This is a genomic window from Runella aurantiaca (assembly GCF_003339505.1).
Classification (GTDB): domain Bacteria; phylum Bacteroidota; class Bacteroidia; order Cytophagales; family Spirosomataceae; genus Runella; species Runella aurantiaca.
The window spans coordinates 31,106-51,163 of the sequence record NZ_QPIW01000031.1; the positions used below are offsets into that span (position 1 = coordinate 31,106).

At 45.8% G+C, this 20,058-nt stretch carries 17 protein-coding genes; 10 read left to right on the forward strand and 7 right to left on the reverse strand.

Annotated elements, in window-relative coordinates:
- Position 1: 1 nt before the first annotated feature.
- The gene (locus DVG78_RS25340) at positions 2-589 is read right to left on the reverse strand and encodes a TetR/AcrR family transcriptional regulator (RefSeq protein ID WP_114463821.1); all 588 of its coding nucleotides are present in this window, start codon (positions 587-589) and stop codon (positions 2-4) included.
- Between the two features lie 128 nt (positions 590-717).
- The gene (locus DVG78_RS25345; RefSeq protein WP_114463822.1) at positions 718-2,148 is read right to left on the reverse strand and encodes a circularly permuted type 2 ATP-grasp protein; all 1,431 of its coding nucleotides are present in this window, start codon (positions 2,146-2,148) and stop codon (positions 718-720) included.
- A gap of 234 nt (positions 2,149-2,382) precedes the next feature.
- Here DVG78_RS25345 and DVG78_RS25350 point away from each other — a divergent pair, with 234 nt between their 5' ends.
- Together DVG78_RS25350 and DVG78_RS25355 are read left to right on the forward strand one after the other, a co-directional pair.
- Positions 2,383-3,924 (forward strand): DUF5723 family protein, encoded by a 1,542-nt coding sequence (locus tag DVG78_RS25350; RefSeq protein WP_114463823.1) that lies wholly within the window; start codon positions 2,383-2,385, stop codon positions 3,922-3,924.
- 7 nt (positions 3,925-3,931) lie between these two features.
- A complete protein-coding gene (locus tag DVG78_RS25355) occupies positions 3,932-4,693 on the forward strand; it encodes an enoyl-CoA hydratase/isomerase family protein (RefSeq protein ID WP_114463824.1) in 762 nt (253 codons plus the stop codon).
- A gap of 4 nt (positions 4,694-4,697) precedes the next feature.
- Here the strand turns inward: DVG78_RS25355 and DVG78_RS25360 are convergent, their stop codons facing one another.
- The 4 genes from DVG78_RS25360 to ade form a co-directional block, all read right to left on the reverse strand.
- On the reverse strand, positions 4,698-5,630 hold the full coding sequence (locus DVG78_RS25360; RefSeq protein WP_114463825.1) for an endonuclease/exonuclease/phosphatase family protein: 933 nt from the start codon (positions 5,628-5,630) through the stop codon (positions 4,698-4,700).
- Positions 5,615-6,877 (reverse strand): replication-associated recombination protein A, encoded by a 1,263-nt coding sequence (locus DVG78_RS25365; protein WP_114463826.1) that lies wholly within the window; start codon positions 6,875-6,877, stop codon positions 5,615-5,617. Before DVG78_RS25365 ends, DVG78_RS25360 begins: the two co-directional genes overlap by 16 nt.
- Before the next feature lie 126 nt (positions 6,878-7,003).
- Complete coding sequence (locus tag DVG78_RS25370) at positions 7,004-7,585, reverse strand: RNA polymerase sigma factor (protein WP_114069394.1); 582 nt, start codon at positions 7,583-7,585, stop codon at positions 7,004-7,006.
- Between the two features lie 100 nt (positions 7,586-7,685).
- Entirely contained in the window at positions 7,686-9,329 is a 1,644-nt protein-coding gene (gene ade / locus DVG78_RS25375; protein WP_114463827.1) for an adenine deaminase, read from the reverse strand.
- A 179-nt stretch (positions 9,330-9,508) separates the two neighbouring features.
- Between ade and DVG78_RS25380 the strand changes: the two genes are divergently transcribed.
- The 8 genes from DVG78_RS25380 (at position 9,509) to DVG78_RS25415 (ending at position 18,484) form a co-directional block, all read left to right on the forward strand.
- Positions 9,509-9,844, forward strand: a complete 336-nt coding sequence (locus DVG78_RS25380) for a hypothetical protein (protein WP_114463828.1) — start codon at positions 9,509-9,511, stop codon at positions 9,842-9,844.
- A 90-nt stretch (positions 9,845-9,934) separates the two neighbouring features.
- The gene (locus DVG78_RS25385) at positions 9,935-12,169 is read left to right on the forward strand and encodes a DUF5916 domain-containing protein (RefSeq protein ID WP_114463829.1); all 2,235 of its coding nucleotides are present in this window, start codon (positions 9,935-9,937) and stop codon (positions 12,167-12,169) included.
- Between the two features lie 243 nt (positions 12,170-12,412).
- Positions 12,413-14,200, forward strand: coding sequence for a translation elongation factor 4 (lepA, locus tag DVG78_RS25390; protein ID WP_114463830.1), 1,788 nt, complete (start codon positions 12,413-12,415; stop codon positions 14,198-14,200).
- A gap of 148 nt (positions 14,201-14,348) precedes the next feature.
- Positions 14,349-14,669, forward strand: a complete 321-nt coding sequence (locus tag DVG78_RS30420) for a Uma2 family endonuclease (protein ID WP_229598320.1) — start codon at positions 14,349-14,351, stop codon at positions 14,667-14,669.
- 221 nt (positions 14,670-14,890) lie between these two features.
- The gene (locus DVG78_RS25400; protein WP_114463831.1) at positions 14,891-16,519 is read left to right on the forward strand and encodes a pyruvate dehydrogenase complex dihydrolipoamide acetyltransferase; all 1,629 of its coding nucleotides are present in this window, start codon (positions 14,891-14,893) and stop codon (positions 16,517-16,519) included.
- A gap of 113 nt (positions 16,520-16,632) precedes the next feature.
- Positions 16,633-17,175, forward strand: a complete 543-nt coding sequence (gene hslV / locus DVG78_RS25405) for an ATP-dependent protease subunit HslV (protein WP_114069382.1) — start codon at positions 16,633-16,635, stop codon at positions 17,173-17,175.
- 43 nt (positions 17,176-17,218) lie between these two features.
- Positions 17,219-17,779, forward strand: coding sequence for an aminoacyl-tRNA hydrolase (gene pth, locus DVG78_RS25410; protein WP_114463832.1), 561 nt, complete (start codon positions 17,219-17,221; stop codon positions 17,777-17,779).
- Between the two features lie 201 nt (positions 17,780-17,980).
- Complete coding sequence (locus DVG78_RS25415) at positions 17,981-18,484, forward strand: hypothetical protein (RefSeq protein WP_158550095.1); 504 nt, start codon at positions 17,981-17,983, stop codon at positions 18,482-18,484.
- Positions 18,485-18,615: 131 nt separating this feature from the next.
- Here the strand turns inward: DVG78_RS25415 and DVG78_RS25420 are convergent, their stop codons facing one another.
- Positions 18,616-20,019, reverse strand: coding sequence for a Gfo/Idh/MocA family protein (locus DVG78_RS25420; RefSeq protein ID WP_114463834.1), 1,404 nt, complete (start codon positions 20,017-20,019; stop codon positions 18,616-18,618).
- Positions 20,020-20,058 lie beyond the last annotated feature (39 nt).

The window sequence follows — 20,058 nt, forward strand, 5'->3', positions numbered from 1 at the left end:
ATCAGACTTTAAGTCCTTCGGAAAATTGTTTTAATTGGGCAATAACCATTTCAAAAGCGGCCCGACTTTGCATGGCTTTGGCCACGCTAAAACCTCCTTCAATGGCTGATAAGTAGAAAAAAGCGGTCTGAGTTGGGTTAAAATCAAGTTTAAACTCCCCCGCCAATTGGGCATTTTTTAGGCCTGTCTCAACCTGTAACTGCATTTGGTGGGTAATTCGGTGCAATCTTTTACGAAACCCTTCATCCAAAGGCGGCATTTCCTGCGTAAGATTAGTAAGTGGGCAACCAAGCTTGATTTCTTCGTCAGTTTTGGCAAAATCTCGATAGGATTCTAGTACATCCAATAAAACAACGCCAAAATTTTTCTCGGCGCGTTCAAACGGTTGCCAGATTTTTAGGTAGTGTGGCGCCAACAATTCGTCCAAAATAGCGTACCCTAAATCAAATTTATTGGGGAAGTAATGATACAACGCCCCCTTCGTAATACCCATTTCAGCCACTACCTTATCGGCACGAACTCCCTGAAAGCCATTGCGGTGAATGGCTTCGTAGTTTTTGTGCAATATTTCGGTGCGTGTATCTGTCATTGTGGCACAAAGGTAAACATACCAATTAGTATGTCAAGTTTTTTATCAATTATTTTTGAAAAAAAATAAGCCCCTTATGAAAAGGGGCCTACAAAAAGAAATAGAAAAATATTTTAAACCATTAACTATCAGTACGTTACCCACGTATCTTTTCCACCACCCCCTTGCGATGAGTTTACGACCAACGAACCTTTGCGCAAAGCAACGCGCGTGAGTCCGCCCGGAATGACGTTGATACCGTCGCCGTAAAGAATATAAGGGCGCAAATCTACGTGACGACCTTCGGCGTGGTCGTCCACGATACACGGCACGCGTGAGAGCGAAATCACGGGCTGGGCAATGTAGTTACGGGGATTGTCTTTGATTTTCTGACGGAACAGTTCGTGTTCTTCTTTAGTCGCTTTCGGCCCAATGAGCATTCCGTAGCCTCCTGCTTCGTTGGCTTCTTTAATGACCAGATTTTCCACGTTTTCAAGTACGTATTTCAGGTCATCGGCTTCGCGACAAATGTACGTCTGAACGTTAGGAATCATGGCTTCTTGATCCAGATAATACTTGATAATGCGCGGCACGTACGCATAAATCACTTTATCGTCGGCAACGCCCGTTCCAGGCGCATTGGCAAGGGCTACGCGGCCTTTTTTGTACACATCAAATATTCCCGGAATCCCGATGAGCGAATGCGGATTAAACGCCTGCGGGTCCAAAAACGTATCATCCAAACGACGGTAGATTACATCCACAATCTCAAACCCACGGGTTGTCCGCATTTTTACGTATCCTCCCGAAACCACTAAATCGCGAGCATCGACGAGTTCAACGCCCATTTGCTGCGCCAAATACGAGTGCTCAAAGTAAGCCGAATTATAAATCCCCGGCGTCAGTACCACAATGTTTGGATCGGGACGGTCGGCAATAAATTTAAGCATTTCAAACAAACGCGCTGGATAATCCGACACGGGCCGTACCCCCGTTCGGGCCAAGACTTCGGGAAAAATCTGCTTAGATAACTCCCTGTTTTCCAGCATATAAGACACCCCTGACGGACAACGGAGATTATCTTCCAAAACCATGAATGTTCCGTCGTCGCCCCGAATCAAATCCGTACCCGTGATGTGGCACCAAATTCCCTTCGGGGGTTTTAACCCCTTACAGGCTTCGAGATAACATTTTGAGGTTTCAATCAAATCTCTCGGTACCACTCCGTCATCCAGAATTTTCTGGTCGTTGTAGATATCGTCAATAAACATATTCAGGGCCGTAATCCGCTGAATAAGTCCTTTTTCCAGTCGATTCCAATCGTCGCCCGCAACGACCCTCGGGATAATGTCAAGCGGCATAATACGTTCGGTTCCTTCTCCTTCAGAATAAACATTGAACGTAATTCCCATTGACATGAGCGCCCTTTCGGCGGTATGCTGGCGGTTCATCAATTCGGTTTGCGTCAATTGTTCTACGCGTTGTTTAAATGCCTCACAGCCGGGGCGAATCCTGCCGTCCGACGAAAACATTTCATCGTAAAACTTCTCGGTGTCATAATTTTTAAAAGAGAAATGCATAATGGCGAAAAAGTAGGTGAGTTATTTGTTTTGCCGAACAAGATATGTACAAAATAACAATTTAGCCAAATTTTCTACCTCAATTTATCCTATTCATTTTACATTTCTTAAATTGTATGATTATATCGTACTTTGCATCACCTTTTTACGTTTCTTGAGAAGGAAGATATAGTATTTCCAACAAATCTTATTTTCCGCTGGTTTTAATACAAACTAACACTTTACTCTTTTGGGATGACACGTTGCCTTTTGGTCATTATTGTTGGAATACTGAGTTGCCTATCTGCCCAAGCTCAACACTGGCTGGGGCTATCTTCGAGCAATTATGCTGGTACAAACGCACTTTTTTTAAACCCTGCTCATGCCGCCGACTCTCGACATAAATTGTACATAAATCTTATTGGCAACGATTTTTTTTTAATCAACAACTACCTTCGTTACGATGCTCCTTACTCATTTATAAGTTTAATCACCAACAGTGTTTCCCAAAAATACCGTAGCGAACGTGGTTTAATTATCTGGAAAGACACCTATTATGCCGAGCGCCTCAATGGTAAACCGAAACATTTTCATACTGGCGGTGATTTGCGGGGACCGTCTGCCTTATTTTCTTTCAAAAACAATCGCTTTGCCATAGCACTAACCACCCGAGGTAGGTATACCCTCAACCTGACAGATGTATCGGAAGAAACCGCGCGCGTGATTCGCTACGGAACCAATTTGGTTGAGTTGCAAAGTAAGGATTTCACCAATCAAACCGCCAAGTTGTCGACCAACGGCTTTGTAGAAATGGGCGCCACGTTTGGTGCCGTACTGGCCGATTGGGACGAAGACTTTCTGAAGATAGGCGTGACCGTGAAGCGATTGGTTGGCGTTTATAATGTCCACGCCGACATGCAAGACGCCGCTTATCGAATCAACGTTGAAAGTCTCAACCCAGAACGTGAATTTATTCTTGCCTCCAAATTACAGGCAACTTACGGATACACCACCGAAGAAGCCTTCTCTAATCTGGGACTAAGCCCCCAATTTTTGTTCGGGAATCGCTCGGCTGGGGGCGGCTGGGGCTTTGACCTCGGAGCGGTATATGAGTACCGACCAGACGTACAAAAACTCAAAATCGGTGGACCACGGGGAGGGCGGCACCACGATCCCAACAAAAACAAATACAAATACCGTATTTCAGCGGCGCTGACAGATATTGGGGCTATCCGCTACAAGAACTTAAATTATGTACGAGAAATCGATGTTGACCCACCAGCAGCCCAGTTTTCGTACGCCTATTTTAACAGCCTTCCGAGTACTGGAGCCGCTGTCGATGCCGTCAATAGAAGCATTGGCGTCCGGCCCGCTGATACTCCCCGAGGATGGACCGTTGGTCTGCCCACTTCTTTCAATGCAAGTTTTGACTATCATCACAAAAATCGTTTGTACGTCAATGCGCTTTGGGTACAGGGATTGGGTGGCAAAAATTATGCAGACATAAAACCACAATCAGTATTTGCCATAACACCCCGCTACGAAACCAAATGGTTTGAAGTATCCACGCCTTTGGCCATGGTTGACAATTATCGAGTATTTACCGTGGGATTAGCCACCCGAATCGGCCCAGTTATCATCGGAACCGACCATTTGGGAGGGCTTTTGGACATTGGCAAACCCCAAGGATTGGACTTTTACTTTGGGTTGTACGCTCCATTCTTCCATCGCAAACCCGACGATCCAAACAAGTGCTGGTATCAGCCTTACGAAAAATCCTCGCGTCGTAAACGATAATCCGCTTATGGAACCTCATGTCACCGTCGACCTTTCTCCCGAAGGAATCGCTACGATTACTTTTTTCCATCCTGCCCAAAACGCCATGCCGAGTTTTCTTTTGCGGCAGTTGGCCGAAACCATCCATGAAACGGGTCAAAATCCTGCCACAAAAGTCATTATTTTACAAAGCGGAGGTGAGCGTACATTTTGCGCGGGGGCAAGTTTTGACGAACTAGCCACGATTCAAACCGAAGAAGAAGGCTTGACTTTTTTTTCGGGCTTCGCCAACGTCATCAATGCTTGTCGTACGAGTCCAGTGATTATTTTGGGGCGGGTACAGGGTAAAGCCGTAGGCGGCGGGGTAGGTTTAGCCGCCGCGACCGACTATTGTTTTGCCACCCAACACGCCGCTATTCGGTTGAGTGAATTATTGATTGGAATCGGCCCGTTTGTGGTAGGGCCTGCCATTGAGCGCAAGATAGGCGTATCAGCCTTTTCACAACTAACGCTCAATGCTTCTACCTTTTACTCTGCCACTTGGGCCCAAGACAAAGGTCTTTATACTGAGGTTTTTGAAACAACCGCCGAATTGGATACGGCCATCAGCGTCTTTGCACGTTCTCTCACTGCCTACCATCCCGCTGCTTTACAAGAATTGAAGAAAGTATTTTGGCAAGGCACAGAACATTGGAATACCCTCTTGACCGAGCGTGCAGCCATCAGCGGCCGACTCGTGCTGTCGGATTTTACACGTGCGGCTATTGCCCGAATGAAAGCAAAAAGCTAATAAATCAGGGGCGAAATCGCAATTGAATGACCAGTGGATAATGGTCTGACTTGGTGTATTTTCCCTTCTGAAATGCGACCGTTTCTAGTCGGTTATTGATTAAACAATGGTCAATCGGAATCAACATAAGTGGCATCCAAACGGGCCAACTTGGATGAAGACCAAACCCTTCGCGGCAATTGGTTAGCCCTGACTTCATTATAAAATCTTGGTAAATAACCGACCATGGTGTGATGTTCAAGTCACCAATCACGAGCGTTGGATTCCGTTCTTGGGTCACCAATGCTGCAATGTGCTTCAATTCCTGATTACGGATTATAAAATCCACTTCCTTGATGGGGTTGTAAGCATGGCACGCAATGATGGTCAAGGGTTTGTTTTTGACAATAGTGGTCAATCGCATCAATCCTCGCACAGCAAAAGTCGCCGCTGAATCAACCACAATCGGCGTACGACTTGCCATAAACACCTCAGTGTCATTTTTAGCAAAAACTACGAAGGAATGTGGATATTCTTGCGCAAACGTCTTTTTTAAGTGCGCGATAAGCGGCGGTGTGGCTTCATTGATGGAGAAAAAATCAGGTTTTTCTTCCCGAATTTGCTGAGTAACGAGCGAATAATCATGGTTTTTGAAAAGAACGTTGGCATGATAAACTTTAAAATCCGTTTGACCTTGAAAAGGGGTTTTGGAGGCAAATAACCAATTTTCGACCAACCAAGCATTCCCTAAAAATACCAATACACTCACCGCAGTCAATGTCCATTGCTTCCGCAAAAGCTGCCAAATGGCTAACATCAAACTTAAAAAGCAGTATTGAACCCGGAAGCTAGAAAAATGATCAAACCAACGGCTGTATTCACCCAAATATCCAATCAACGAGGCAAAAAGCACCAACCAAGAAGCGTATTGTAAGGTTTGTTTCAGTACTCGTACCATTCGCCCCACCATTTTTGCAATTGTTTACGAATTTCATTTTCCCGGGCATTTTGTCCTGGCTGGTACAAAACAGTGCCTTTCAGCTCGTCGGGCATAAAATTTTGAGCTGCAAAATTTCCAGGATGATTATGAGAATATTGGTAGTTTTTGCCGTAGCCGATTTCTTTCATCAACTTCGTCGGGGCGTTGCGTAGGTGCAGCGGCACGGGCAAATGTGCGGTTTGTTCAGCCAACGCCAATGCCTCATCAATGGCCAAATAACTCGCATTGCTTTTGGGCGAAGTAGCCAAGTACACCGCCACCTGCGACATGATAATGCGAGACTCGGGATAGCCAATCACTTTAACGGCCTGCAAACAAGCATTGGCCATAATCACCGCCGTCGGATTGGCGTTTCCAATGTCTTCGGAAGCCATAATCAACATACGCCGGGCGATAAAATCGGGGTCCTCCCCCGCTTTTATCATTCGGGCCATCCAATAAAGAGCCGCGTTGGGGTCACTTCCCCGGAGCGATTTAATGAAAGCCGAGATAATGTCATAATGTTGCTCTCCCGATTTATCATAACGCGCCATATTTTGCTGGGCTACTTCGGTCACCATTTCATCGGTAATCGCAATCAGCGACTCCTGACTATGGGCATTGACCACCAATTCCAGCAGATTCAACAGCTTTCGTCCATCGCCTCCCGACAACCGTAACAGGGCATCATACGACTCAAACTGAATGGTTTTGGTCTTCAAGTCTTCGTCTTTTTCCACCGCTTGGTGCAGCATTTTTATCAACTCTTCTTTTCCGAGCGCTTCTAAAATATACACCTGACAACGCGACAGCAGCGCCGAATTGATTTCAAATGACGGATTTTCGGTGGTTGCGCCAATGAGGGTAATTTGTCCCTTTTCGACCGCGCCAAGCAGCGCATCCTGTTGACTTTTGTTGTAACGGTGAATCTCATCAATAAACACCACGGGCGAAAAAAGACCAGACGGGCGCGCCAAGACATCGCGCAACTCTTTCACTCCAGAACTTACCGCGCTCAAACTGTAGAGGGTACGTTTGGTCGATTCGGCAATGAGCAGCGCCAAGGTTGTTTTTCCTACGCCCGGTGGCCCCCACAAAATCATGGACGGCACCAAATTGTTTTGGATAGCCCGACGTAAAGCACCGTTGGCCCCCAATAGTTTGGGTTGGCCGATAAAATCATTGAGCGTGCGCGGGCGCATGCGTTCGGGCAAGGGAGCAAGCATATGATTTTTTGTTTATTCCGAAATCACTCGGGCCGTTAATAGTGGGTACAAAAATACCAACGCCCGTAGAAATTCATCCACGGGCGTTGGCCTAAATATCAAATTAAAGCAAAATTCTTTTTTACGCTACACGATTACGCGCTCCATCGACAGCTGTTTTTTCAAGCTAGTCAACGCGCCAAATACGAGGTTATACACCGATTGGATATTGATTTTCATGAAGTTAGAAATTTCTTCGTTGGTCATATTAACGTAGAATTTCAGGAAAATCGCTTCGCGCTGACGGCGGGGCAGTTTTTCGAGTGCTTCATTCAGGTTACGATTGGTTTGCAAATAATCTTCCTGAGCAATCACATAAGATTCAGCTGATGCGGTATACAAATGATGATACTCCAACGGAATCTCCTCGCTGCTGGTGTTTTTTTGCTGAGCATTGAGGTGACGAACTAACTTACGCTTAATCGAAGCCATCAAATAATAACGTACCGAGGTGGTATCGCCGAGCGTGTGGCGGTGCTGCCAAAGTTCCACAAACAAATCGTGGATACAATCCTTGATTAAAGCCTTATCGGCGCTGAATTGTGTACAGTAGTTGTACAAAAGTTGAACATAACATTGATACAAACGTGCAAAAGAAGGCTCATCGTCTTGGCGGAACTGATTCCAGAGAGTTACCTCTTCTTGGGTTGTAAGGTGAAAACGAGGCATTGGGGTGGAGGGGTTTGGGGTTTAGAAACAATCACGCCTCAAATGTAATTTTCTTTATAATAAGTTGCAAAATAAAAAGTGTTTTTTTAACAATTAATTTTTAAAAATATAATTTGGTAAAACTGAAACTTTGCCCATCAAATAAACCTAAATCACTCATTTTCAACGAAGGAATTACTAAAAGGCCCATAAAAGATAGCGTCATAAATGGCGAATTTAGCTTCGAACCAAGTTGAGATTTAACAAAAAAATCAATTTGCGTATACTGTTCCGCCACATTATATCCATCAACGTCCGACATCAAACCCGCAATTGGGAGCGGTAGAAGATGCGCCGCACCCGCTTTAGGGCTGACCGCACTCACGCCCCCTTGGGCTTCAATGACCAAATTGATGGCCTGTACCAAACTTTCATCGTCACTGCCCACGGCAATGATATTGTGCGAATCGTGCGCCACCGACGACGCAATCGCGCCTTCCTCCAATCCGATGTTTTTTATAAATCCTACCGCAACAGGGGCAGGATGATAGCGATTTACAACGACGATTTTCAAAATATCCCGCGCCGTATCCGACACAATAAGACCATCCTGTATCAGCGCTGGCACTTCCAGCAGGTTTGTGATGAGTTGTCCATCCAACGCCTCAATGACGTTTAATGTCAAGGACAATGAAGTCGTTTCAATTCTCAAATCAGTGGCCTGTAATAATTTACAGTCAAATTGGTTGACCAGTGGGCTTCGCAGGTCAGGGATATTTGAGCTGCCGTTTTTGGATACCTTCTCTCCTTCAATGTAGGTCTCCAAAATGTCAAAATCTTGAAGATTGTTGACCAAAATAAAATCGGCGGGGTCTCCCTCGCGCAACAAACCGACGTTGAGACGATAATGCAATACGGGATTCAGGCAGGCCGCCCGCAACACGCTGAAAAGCGGGTAACCTTTGGCCAACGCCCGCTTCACTAACTGATTGATATGGCCTTCCACCAAATTATCAGGATGCTTATCGTCCGAGCAAAACATCAGCCGGTTAGGAAAATCGGCGATGAGCGGGATAAGCGCCTCAAAATTTTTAGCAGCGCTTCCTTCGCGTATCAAAATATAATCTAAGCCAAGTTGGAGTTTATCAAGCGCTTCGTCGTAGGTGAAGCACTCGTGGTCGGTCGTGATGCCCGCGTCGATGTATTTTTGAGCGTCGGTGCCGCGCAGCCCTGGCGCATGTCCGTCTACGGGCTTATTAAATGCCTGCGCCAAGCGGATTTTCATCATCACATCGGGGTCTTCGTGCAAAACACCCGGAAAATTCATCATCTCGGCCAAGTAGCCAATTTCTTTCATGGCCAACAACCGACGAACATCTGTGACAGAAATTACTGCCCCGGCGGTTTCAAAAGTAGTAGCGGGTACGCACGAAGGCGCACCAAAGCAAAACTTAAACGGTACGCGTTTGCTATCTTCAATCATGTATTCTACGCCCGCCACGCCCAACACATTCCCGATTTCGTGCGGGTCAGAGACCGTTGCGACGGTTCCGTGGACAACCGCTAGCCGGGCAAATTGCGCTGGGGTCAACATCGAACTTTCAATGTGGACGTGGGCATCCACAAAACCGGGCATGATGTACGGCAGTTCTGGCTCCTCGGCTCCAATTATTTTGATACTGATGATTCTTTTTTCGGCTACTTCAATTTCTGCCTTTCCAATGGTGTGGTCAAAAAGATTAAGTAAATTGGCTGTAAATAACATAGTTCCCGAAAGGGTTAGGGGTTTACAATGAAAGAGTTAAGCGCAAATAAATACTTTATAATCGGTAAGAAAAGAAGCAATAATACCCTTGCCACTTTTAGATTTAGCCCTCAACCCGTTGAGAAAGTTGCCTAAAATTAGTTCTTTCGTAAAAAGTTGTCAAACCTTTTACGAAAACCATGCCAAAACAATTTCGTCTGCCCATGATTTTAGTACACACTCCTTTTTTGTGGGTGGAAGGGCTGACGTTTTTTCCGTGGGTGTTTTGCAGAGACGCCAGCCCGCCCAAATGGCTGCTCAATCACGAGCGCATTCATCTTCGCCAGCAGCTTGAGTTGGGAATATTTCTTTTTTATGCTTGGTATTTGGTAGAGTTCCTCGTGCGGTTGATTCAGTACCGTCGTCGATACGCTGCTTATCGAAACATCAGCTTTGAGCGCGAAGCCTACACAAATGACAAGGATTTAATATACCTAAAGACCCGAAAAGCTTGGGCTTTTTGGAAATATTTGTGAGTTATTGAGCTATGAGATGGTTGTTGGTACACAAAACCCTTAAATTTGTTCTTTCCTAATCTATCCCTCGTAAACAACCCACCGCATTTGATGAGAATTCTACTTTTACTCCTATTTTCCATCCCGGTATTATCCCAAAACACAACCCCTTACAAAGTCAATTTTACGACGGAGAAAATCAAAATTGACGGTGTTTTGGACGAACCCATCTGGGAAAAAAGTGCCACATTAGGGGATTTTTGGCAATACTTCCCCACTGATACCCTAAAAGCCGTGTACAAAACGGATGTAAAAATCGCGTACGACGATAAGTTCGTTTACATCAGTGCTAAATGCTATTCTCAAAGCAACAAGTTTGTCATTCTTTCCTACCGGCGGGATTATCGGGCGGGCGGCAACGACAACGTTACCTTTGTCATTGACACGTTCAACGATAAGACCAACGCGTTTTTGTTTGGAATGAACCCCTTAGGCGTGATGCGGGAGGCATTGCTCTACAACGGCGCGACCGACAACTCGTTTTTTAGCGAATTTTGGGACAATAAATGGACGGGCGAATCAAAGATTTATGATAACTATTGGACCACCGAAATCGCGATTCCCTTTACGACCTTGCGTTTTAAAGAAAACACGCCTCAATGGTTGTTTAAAAGTTATCGTTTTGATACCCAAATCAACGAGCAAAGCACGCTTGTGCAAATCCCCCAAAATCAGATTATCATGAATTTGGGCTATGCCATTCCGATTGAATTCGAAAAACCTTTGAAAAAATCAGGAGCCAATATCTCACTGATTCCGTACATTGCGGCGGGCAACGCGCAAGACTTTGTGAATACTAAAAACCCCAACAATGGAAGCCGGCTCAACTTCGGAGGAGACGCCAAAATCGCCGTTACGTCGGGGCTTAATTTGGATTTGACCATCAATCCCGATTTTTCCAATGTAGAAGCCGACCGGCAAGTCATCAACCTCTCCCGGTTTGACATCAACTATCCCGAACAGCGGCAATTTTTCTTGGAAAACTCCGATTTGTTTTCAGGTTTCGGCAGTTACGTCATCAACCCTTTTTTGCCACCGCAAAGCAACCTCGGCGGAGCGGGCAATCAAATCATTAGTCCTTTTTTCTCGCGTCAAATCGGCATCGCCCGCGACTCCACGACGGGCTTAGGCGTTCCTAACCGTATTGTGTACGGCGCACGTTTGAGCGGAAAGTTGGACGACAACTGGCGTCTTGGTCTACTCAACGCCCAAACTGCCGATGATGAATTTAAGGGAATATCGGGGGCAAATTATGGCGTACTGGCCGTGCAACGGAAGATATTTAACCGGTCAAATATCGCGGCTATTTTTGTCAACAAACAGACCCTACACCCCGAAATGAGCCCCAAACTGACGAATTTCAACCGAGTGGGCGGTCTGGAATACAATTTCACCTCAAAAGACAGCCGCTGGACGGGCAAAGCTTATTATCACCAATCCTTCAGTGAAACCAAGCAAAAAGATGCTTTTGCCAATGGATTCTCCATCATGTACAGTGTGTTGAAATATACTTTCCGCTGGGCGCACGATTGGGTGGGCAAGGGCTACGACGCCGAAGTGGGTTTTGTACCCCGCAAAGATTACCTGCGTATCAACCCTACACTCGGGTTTTCGTTTTATCCGCGCAACAAACTCGTCAACCGGTACAGTGTTGGGGTGGCCTTGGAGCAATACACCATGCCCAACATCGGTACCACCGACCGCATAGCGGGGCCGTTTCTATCCATGTTTTTCAATAGTTCGGCGCGGATGCTATTCTCGGTGAATCAAAACTACACGTATCTTTTTTCCGATTTTGACGCCTTGCGAAGCAACAACAAACTGGCCCCTTTGAAAAGAGGTTCGGAGTATACTTACTACAACGCTTCGCTCAATTATTTCTCGGACCAACGCAAAAAATGGTGGCTTTTTGCCCAGCCCCTCATCGGGCAATATTACGACGGAAACATCGTGAGTCTGGCGGGTTCGCTAAACTATCGTTATCAGCCCTACATTGCATTGGCGATGAATTTCACCTACAACCACATTGATTTGCCCATTGGCAAAAACAACGTTTTTTTGATTGGCCCACGCTTAGACTGGACGTTCTCCAAAAAGGTTTTTTTGACAACCTATATGCAATACAACAGTCAATTTGAGAACATGAACATCAATACGCGTTTTCAGTGGCGATTTGCGCCCGTGTCAGATTTCTTTTTGGTCTACATCGACAACTACAACACCGCCAACGGCCAATCCCGCAACCGCTCTATTCAGGCCAAGCTGACGTACTGGTTTAATCTGTAAGTTATCTACGCACTTTGGTATTGGATTAAAAAACGATGGTTTCTTTGAAGAATGATTATACCCCTTAAAACGAGGTACAATCTGCTGACGTACAAACAATCCTACCAAAGCCGCTGTTATTCGGCTAATCTGACGTAATTTTGCGAACCAATTGGGTATTGAGTAGTTAGTGTTGAGTTTTGGGTACTGTTTTTGTATCAAACTCTTACTACTCAATACGCTGCACTCAATACTAAATTTTTAATGAAACACATTCGTAATTTCTGCATTATTGCCCACATTGACCACGGCAAAAGCACGCTGGCCGACCGCTTATTGGAGTTTACCAAGACGGTCACTAACCGTCAAATGCAAGCCCAGCTACTTGATGACATGGATTTGGAGCGTGAGCGCGGTATCACCATCAAGAGCCACGCCATCCAAATGGATTATTTATATAAAGGCGAAAAATACACCCTTAATTTGATTGATACGCCTGGCCACGTGGATTTTAGCTATGAGGTATCGCGCTCGATTGCCGCCTGCGAAGGCGCGCTGTTGCTCGTAGATGCTTCGCAAGGCGTGGAGGCACAAACGATTTCCAACCTGTATTTGGCGATGAATCAGGGGTTGGTCATCATCCCCGTTTTGAACAAAATTGACCTTCCGGGTGCCATGCCCGAAGAAGTCAAAGACGAAATGGAAGACCTCCTCGGCTGCGACCGCGACGACATTATTCCCGCCTCGGGCAAAGCAGGCATCGGCATTGAAGAAATTTTAGCGGCCATCATTGAGCGTGTTCCCGCCCCGAAAGGCAACCCTGACATTGAACTCCAAGCCCTGATTTTTGACTCTGTTTTTAACTCTTATCGTGGTATTGAAGTAATTTTTCGCGTTCAGAACGGAAGCATCCGCAAAGGCGACAAGGTAAAATTTGTGGCCACGGGCAAAGAATACAACGCCGACGAAATCGGGACGCTACGTCTGGAAAAAGAACCCAAAGAGGTGATTGAATGTGGCGATGTAGGGTACTTGATTTCGGGTATCAAAGTAGCTCGTGAAGTAAAAGTTGGGGATACGATTACGCACGTAGATAAACCGTCCAAAGAACCCATCAAAGGGTTTGAAGAAGTAAAACCGATGGTATTTGCGGGACTTTACCCCGTCGAAACCAGTGAGTTTGAAGAAATGCGTGAGGCCATGGAAAAGCTGCAACTCAATGATGCAGCCCTCGTGTGGGAACCCGAAACCTCGGCGGCGTTGGGCTTCGGTTTCCGTTGCGGCTTCTTAGGAATGTTGCACATGGAAATCGTGCAAGAACGCCTAGAGCGGGAGTTTGACATGACCGTGATTACGACCGTTCCTTCGGTAAAATTCAACGTGGTGACCACCAAAGGAAACATGCTCGAAGTAAGTGCGCCTTCAGAAATGCCCGAACCCAACTACATTGAATGGATTGAAGAGCCTTTTATCAAAGCACAAATCATCACGAAATCAGAATACATCGGGCCCATTTTGAAGCTCTGTATGGACAAGCGCGGCCTGCTCAAAAACCAAAATTACCTCACCGCCGAGCGCGTGGAGTTGGTGTTTGAAATGCCGTTGGCCGAAGTAGTATTTGACTTTTTCGATAAGCTAAAAACCATCTCGCGCGGATATGCTTCACTCGACTATGAGCTATTGGATTACCGTGAGTCAGATATGATTAAACTCGACGTGATGCTCAACGGCGACGGGATAGATGCCCTTTCGGCCATCGTACACCGTACCAAAGCCTACGAATGGGGAAAGAAACTTTGCGAAAAATTACGCGAACTTATTCCCCGTCAAATGTTTGAAATTGCCATTCAGGCCGCTATCGGACAAAAAATCATTGCCCGCGAAACCGTCAAAGCCATGCGTAAAGACGTATTGGCTAAGTGTTACGGAGGGGATATTTCCCGTAAACGTAAGCTGTTGGAAAAACAGAAAAAAGGGAAGAAACGGATGCGTCAGGTCGGTAGCGTAGAGATACCGCAAGAGGCATTTATGGCGGTGTTGAAGATTAATTAATGCATAAAGATGGGTTTGCCAGCACACAATCATCCAGTTTATACCATTGCTGAATACCTCGAACTCGAACGCCAAACTGGTATTAAATACGAGTATGAAGACGGTGAAGTATTTGCGATAGCTGGAGGAACGGTTGAACACAGTCTTATTGGAAACAATAGTAGGTGGAGAACTCCGCCGTGTTCTCAAAAATCGTCCGTGCAATGCCTACAACAGCGACCTAAAAATCGCCATCAACGAGGAAAAATATCGCTACGCTGAAGCATCGGTAATTTGTGGCCCAGTAGAATACTTTGATGAGAATCCCGAAGCCGCCAAAAATCCCGTGCTGATTGTAGAAGTGCTTTCCGAAAGTTCAGAATCGTACGACCGAGGTGAGAAATTTAAAAAATACCGCCAAATTCCTACTTTCAGGGAATATGTATTAATTGAGCAACGCTTTCCGTTGGTAGAAGTATTTTTAAAATAGACGAAAAGACTTGGCAATACCGGGTGTATGAACAATTGGACCGAATGGTGCAGTTAGATTCTATCGAAGCCGAAATTCCGCTTGCCGAATTATACAGCGGAGTGATTTTTAATGAACAAACATCGAACTAATTTCTGAAAGAAATAAACGACTTTTGAGTGTTTCTACTAATTTTGACACTCGAAACTTAAAGGAACTATTCCCTATTCATTCTCACTCATATGGCAGAAGTAATCCGAATGCCCAAGATGTCCGATACCATGACCGAAGGCGTCATAGCAGCTTGGAACAAGAAAGTAGGAGATGTAATTAAATCAGGCGACATCATCGCCGAAGTAGAAACCGATAAAGCGACCATGGACTTGGAGTCGTACCAAGAAGGTACACTTTTGTACATTGGCGTAGAAAAAGGCGCTGCCGTACCCATAGATGGAATCATGGCAATCGTGGGTGCGCCTGGCGAAGATTACAAGGCGCTGCTTGATGGCGGCGCTGCTCCATCTCAACCCGCGCCTGCGGCTCCCACTGAGCAACCAGCGGCGGCACCTGCTCCCGCAGTAGCAGCCCCTACGCCCGCCGCGAATGTCAACGCAACAATCGTTCGGATGCCTAAAATGAGCGATACCATGACCGAAGGCGTACTGGTAGCGTGGCTAAAAAAAGTAGGAGACAAAGTAAAATCAGGCGATATTCTGGCCGAAGTCGAAACCGACAAAGCCACCATGGAACTTGAAAACTACGAAGACGGCACCTTGCTCTACGTTGGAGCCAAAGAAGGAGAAGCCGTAGCCGTAGATGGCGTCATTGCTATCATTGGCGAAGAAGGCGCTAATTACCAAGCTTTATTGAACAGCGATGGTCAACCAGCCCCCGTTGCAGTCGCAGCACCTGCTCCCGCCGCAACGCCTCCTGCTGCTCAGGCCCCGCAAGTCTCCGACAACGGTGCCGACGCTCGCATTAAGGCGTCGCCCTTGGCAAAAGCGTTGGCAAAAGATAAAAACGTTGATTTAACCAAAATCACGGGTTCGGGCGAAGGTGGACGCATCGTTAAGAAAGACATTGACGCCGCACAATCAGCAGTTAGCAGTTCGCCGTCGGCAGTTGACAGTGCAAAGCCTGCACCACAAGCCGAAAAATCCGCACCCGCCGCTGCTCCAGCGCCCGTGGGCGAATACGAAGACGTGCCGGTATCGCAAATGCGCAAGACCATTGCCCGTCGTTTGAGCGAAAGTTTGTTTACAGCACCGCATTTCTACCTTACCATGGAAATTACCATGGACAAAGCCATGGAATTGCGCGGTAAAATCAACGAAGTTAGCCCTGTCAAAATATCATTTAACGACATGGTCATCAAAGCCGCTGCGTTGGCATTGAAACAACACCCTGCCGTTAACTCTGCGTGGCTAGGTGATAAGATTCGCAAATACCATTACGTAAATATTGGGGTTGCCGTAGCCGTTGACGAAGGTCTGTTGGTTCCCGTAGTGCGTGATGCCGACAAGAAAGTTCTTTCTATCATTGCCGGTGAAGTGAAAGAAATGGCCGCCAAAGCCAAAGACAAAAAACTTCAACCTAAAGATTGGGAAGGCAATACATTCTCGATTTCAAACCTTGGAATGTTTGGAATCGACGAATTTACGGCTATTATCAATCCGCCAGATTCGTGCATCATGGCCGTGGGTGGCATCAAGAAAGTAGCCGCGTTCAAAGAAGACGGTACGATTTATCCCACCAACATCATGAAAGTAACGCTCTCTTGCGACCACCGCGTGGTGGATGGTGCTACAGGCTCGGCCTTCCTCCAAACATTTAAGAAACTGTTGGAGAACCCGCTCGGAATGTTGGTATAATCAACCTCACGGCGGCGGCCAACCGTCCTTAGTCCCTCTCCTACTGTCATTTTTTAGGAGAGGGATTTTTATTGTCTATCAATTGTTTTTCAATCATCAGACTCATTTATATCATGCAACCAATTCATGCCACAACCGTAGTAGGTATCATTCATAACGGAGAAGTAGTAGTAGGCGCCGACGGACAGGCCACCATGGGAAATACCGTTGCCAAAAGCAACGTTCGTAAAGTAAGAAGCTTAGCTGGCGGAAAAGTAATTGCGGGATTTGCAGGCTCCACCGCCGACGCGTTTACGCTCATCGAACGTTTTGAAGAAAAACTCAATGCCTACGGCGGCAACCTCAAACGCGCCGCCATCGAACTCGCCAAAGACTGGCGCACCGACCGATACCTTCGCAAATTGGAAGCCATGATGATTGTGGCGGGAAAAGACGAGCTGCTCGTTATCTCAGGCACGGGCGATGTACTCGAACCCGACAATCAGGTGGCCGCTATTGGCTCAGGAGCGATGTTTGCCCAAAGTGCGGCCTTGGCGCTCAAAAAACACGCACAGCACCTTTCAGCCGAAGATATGGTCCGCGAAAGTCTTCACATTGCCGCCGATATTTGTATCTATACCAACCACAATCTGGTCGTGGAGAAAGTCAAAGAATAAAGGCTGGATTCACTTTTTTGTTTTATAATCAATTACACTTTCTATGAAATACCTCGTCGTAGGTCTCGGCAACATTGGACCTGAATACGCATTTACGCGCCACAACGTAGGCTTTATGGTACTTGACCGACTGGCCGCCCAACATGACTTTAAGTTTTCGATGCAAAAACTGGCCTATACCGCCGAGTTTAAATACAAAGGACGGCAAATTTACTTTATCAAACCGACCACATACATGAATCTCAGCGGCAAAGCCGTGCGATACTACATGGACTCGTGGAAAATCCCCGTTGAAAATGTGCTGGTCGTGACGGATGAGATTCAACTTCCGCAGGGCAAGATTCGAATCAAACCCAAAGGCTCCAATGGTGGACACAACGGCTTACGAAATATTGAAGAATTGCTGGGCACTCAGGAGTACACCCGATTGCGGTTTGGGGTTGGCGATGATTTTCCCCGTGGACAACAGGTAAAATATGTTTTAAGTAATTTTCCCGAAAATAGTTTCGAAGAATTACTCATTGATTTGGACCGTGCTGGAGAAGCAATACTTAGTTTTTGTACTTTAGGACTTCAAAATGCTATGAATAATTTCAATCAATGATTGTACTTTTTAAAGAATTTTACTTTTTTGCAAATAAAAATTTTATTAAAGTTGTATTATTTTAATCAGAATAATATTCTGAAATTTTCAACCAAATACTTTGTTTTTTATTAAAAATCAGGGTTTTATGAAAGATTAAACAGAATATTATTTCGAATATCAAAAATTAAAAATTTGGACTTATAAAATCTTGCCGTACCTTTGTATCGTTCAATCAGCAGAAGAGAATTGAACTATATTATGAAATACCCAGTTAAGTTAATTATATTTGTAATAGGATTCTGTTTGAGTTTAGTTTCAATCGAATCAAACGCAAAAGATGATAAGAGTACCGTAAATACCGCGGGCTTATCAAAAGGAAGAGAAAAGGCATTTGAACAGTACATTACCGATCATTTTACGCCTTTTATTGAGCAGGACGAGTGGAAAGTTTTTACGGAAGTTGTGACTTTATACAACCAAAGCCCGTCCAAGTTAGTGAATGTAAACGCCGAAAAGCAGCAAGAGTTTAAAAGTGCAGTGAAGTTGTTGAATCATGCCATGAAGAGCAGCGATGACGAAAATGCAAAAATTTGGCTCGAAAACGTTCGCAAAACGGCACATAATATAAATTTTCTGTGGACTGTAGATTGGGAAACATTGACTCCCGCCCACGACACAGAAAGAATCATTGGGGAACCAATCAGCATGCTCAACGGTTTTTAGTAACTTTTGAAAAGCTGCAAAGAATTTAAAGTTAGTTTTTTCATGTAGAAAAGGTTAAGGGTTTAGGAATAGTCAGTATAAAGCCCCGCTCTCGATAGCGGGGCTTTATCTTTTTGTACCTATCAAGAGTTCTACACATTCACCAGCATTCCGAGCTTACGCGCTTCTTTCCAGCGTCCCCGGGTAAAATCCGGGAATTTAACTGGCGCATTGCCACCCTGAATCGAAAGCGCCGAAAGCGGCGTAACCGACGACCACGAGGCCGCATCGTACACGTCCATATCCAGCGACGTACCCCGGTTGAAGCAATCAATCAAACGGTAAATCAACACAAAGTCCATCCCGCCGTGTCCACCGTTTTTCTCAATTTCGTCCTTCATTTTGGCCCAAATCGGGTGTTTGTATTGCTCTCTGAGCGCCTTGTATTCTTCGTCTTTCAAAAATCCGTGGCCCTGTCCTTTTTTCGAGAAATGACTTGGATAGCCCATGTGAAACGCTTTGGTTCCCGCCAACATGTTGATACGACTGTAAGGCCGCGCCGTAACAATATCGTGCTGCACCAAAATCGAGCGACCTAAATGTGTCTTAATCAAGGTGTTGTTCATGTCACCTTTCTTAAATCCTTTGCGACCGTGAAACTCATTTGTAGGGTCGGTCATTACCGTCGAATCTTCGCTCAAGCTTGCTTCCAAACTGCTCATCGAAACCAAGTGATTGAAGCGGTCGCCACGGTCGATGTTCATGTATTGAGCTACTGGCCCCAAACCGTGCATCGGATACAGGTTTCCATCGCGGGCGTAGTTGTGACGAATGCGCCACATGTTGTAGTAATCTGTTTTGGAGAAAAGCAACTCACGCAGGTCGTGGATATAACCGCACTCCGCGTAGGTAAGCGTGCCAAAAAGACCTTCATTGGCCATGTTGAGCAGCCATAATTCTTCGTCACCATAACAGACGTTTTCGAGCATCATACAGTTACGCTGGGTTTGTTCAGCGGTGTTGACCAATTTCCAGCAATCTTCCAAGGTATACGCTGCGGGCACTTCAGTGGCTGCGTGTTTGCCCTGTTGCATGGCATAAACGCACATGGGCACGTGGTCTTCCCAAGGCGTAGCGATGATGACAAGGTCAATATCATCGCGGCGACACATTTCTTTCCAAGCATCCACTTTGGTGTGGTAGTAAGCAACATCATTTACGCCCTGTTTTTCCAACCATTGCTTTGTACGATTGGTGTAACGCTCCTGAATATCGCAAACCGCCACAATTTTAGCCTTAGCTCCGCAGGCATGTACAAGCTTTACGTGCCCCGAACCTCGGTTTCCAACCCCAATAAAGGCGACACGGACTTGGGCAATGGGTGGCATTTTGAGGCCGATTACCGACTTACCCACGGGTTTAGGCGCGAAAGTGGCCCGTTCGATTTGCGCCTCAACAGAATTGTTATTGGCTTTGGAAATAAAAGGTAATCCTAAAGCGGAACCTATCGCCGCCGATGCTTTCAAAAATGAACGGCGTTCCAGGAAATTTTTCATGAAATAGGAGGGGTTTGAAGGTTAATTAAATAGTGTCGA

Coding starts and splice junctions, on each gene's coding strand:
- DVG78_RS25345 (WP_114463822.1), bottom strand. CDS start 2,148: ATGCATTTCTCTTTTAAAAATTATGACACCGAGAAGTTTTACGATGAA.
- DVG78_RS25400 (WP_114463831.1), top strand. CDS start 14,891: ATGGCAGAAGTAATCCGAATGCCCAAGATGTCCGATACCATGACCGAA.
- hslV (WP_114069382.1), top strand. CDS start 16,633: ATGCAACCAATTCATGCCACAACCGTAGTAGGTATCATTCATAACGGA.
- DVG78_RS25420 (WP_114463834.1), bottom strand. CDS start 20,019: ATGAAAAATTTCCTGGAACGCCGTTCATTTTTGAAAGCATCGGCGGCG.
- DVG78_RS25370 (WP_114069394.1), bottom strand. CDS start 7,585: ATGCCTCGTTTTCACCTTACAACCCAAGAAGAGGTAACTCTCTGGAAT.
- ade (WP_114463827.1), bottom strand. CDS start 9,329: ATGTTATTTACAGCCAATTTACTTAATCTTTTTGACCACACCATTGGA.
- DVG78_RS25350 (WP_114463823.1), top strand. CDS start 2,383: ATGACACGTTGCCTTTTGGTCATTATTGTTGGAATACTGAGTTGCCTA.
- lepA (WP_114463830.1), top strand. CDS start 12,413: ATGAAACACATTCGTAATTTCTGCATTATTGCCCACATTGACCACGGC.
- DVG78_RS25365 (WP_114463826.1), bottom strand. CDS start 6,877: ATGCTTGCTCCCTTGCCCGAACGCATGCGCCCGCGCACGCTCAATGAT.
- DVG78_RS25340 (WP_114463821.1), bottom strand. CDS start 589: ATGACAGATACACGCACCGAAATATTGCACAAAAACTACGAAGCCATT.
- DVG78_RS25360 (WP_114463825.1), bottom strand. CDS start 5,630: ATGGTACGAGTACTGAAACAAACCTTACAATACGCTTCTTGGTTGGTG.
- DVG78_RS25355 (WP_114463824.1), top strand. CDS start 3,932: ATGGAACCTCATGTCACCGTCGACCTTTCTCCCGAAGGAATCGCTACG.
- pth (WP_114463832.1), top strand. CDS start 17,219: ATGAAATACCTCGTCGTAGGTCTCGGCAACATTGGACCTGAATACGCA.
- DVG78_RS25380 (WP_114463828.1), top strand. CDS start 9,509: ATGCCAAAACAATTTCGTCTGCCCATGATTTTAGTACACACTCCTTTT.
- DVG78_RS25385 (WP_114463829.1), top strand. CDS start 9,935: ATGAGAATTCTACTTTTACTCCTATTTTCCATCCCGGTATTATCCCAA.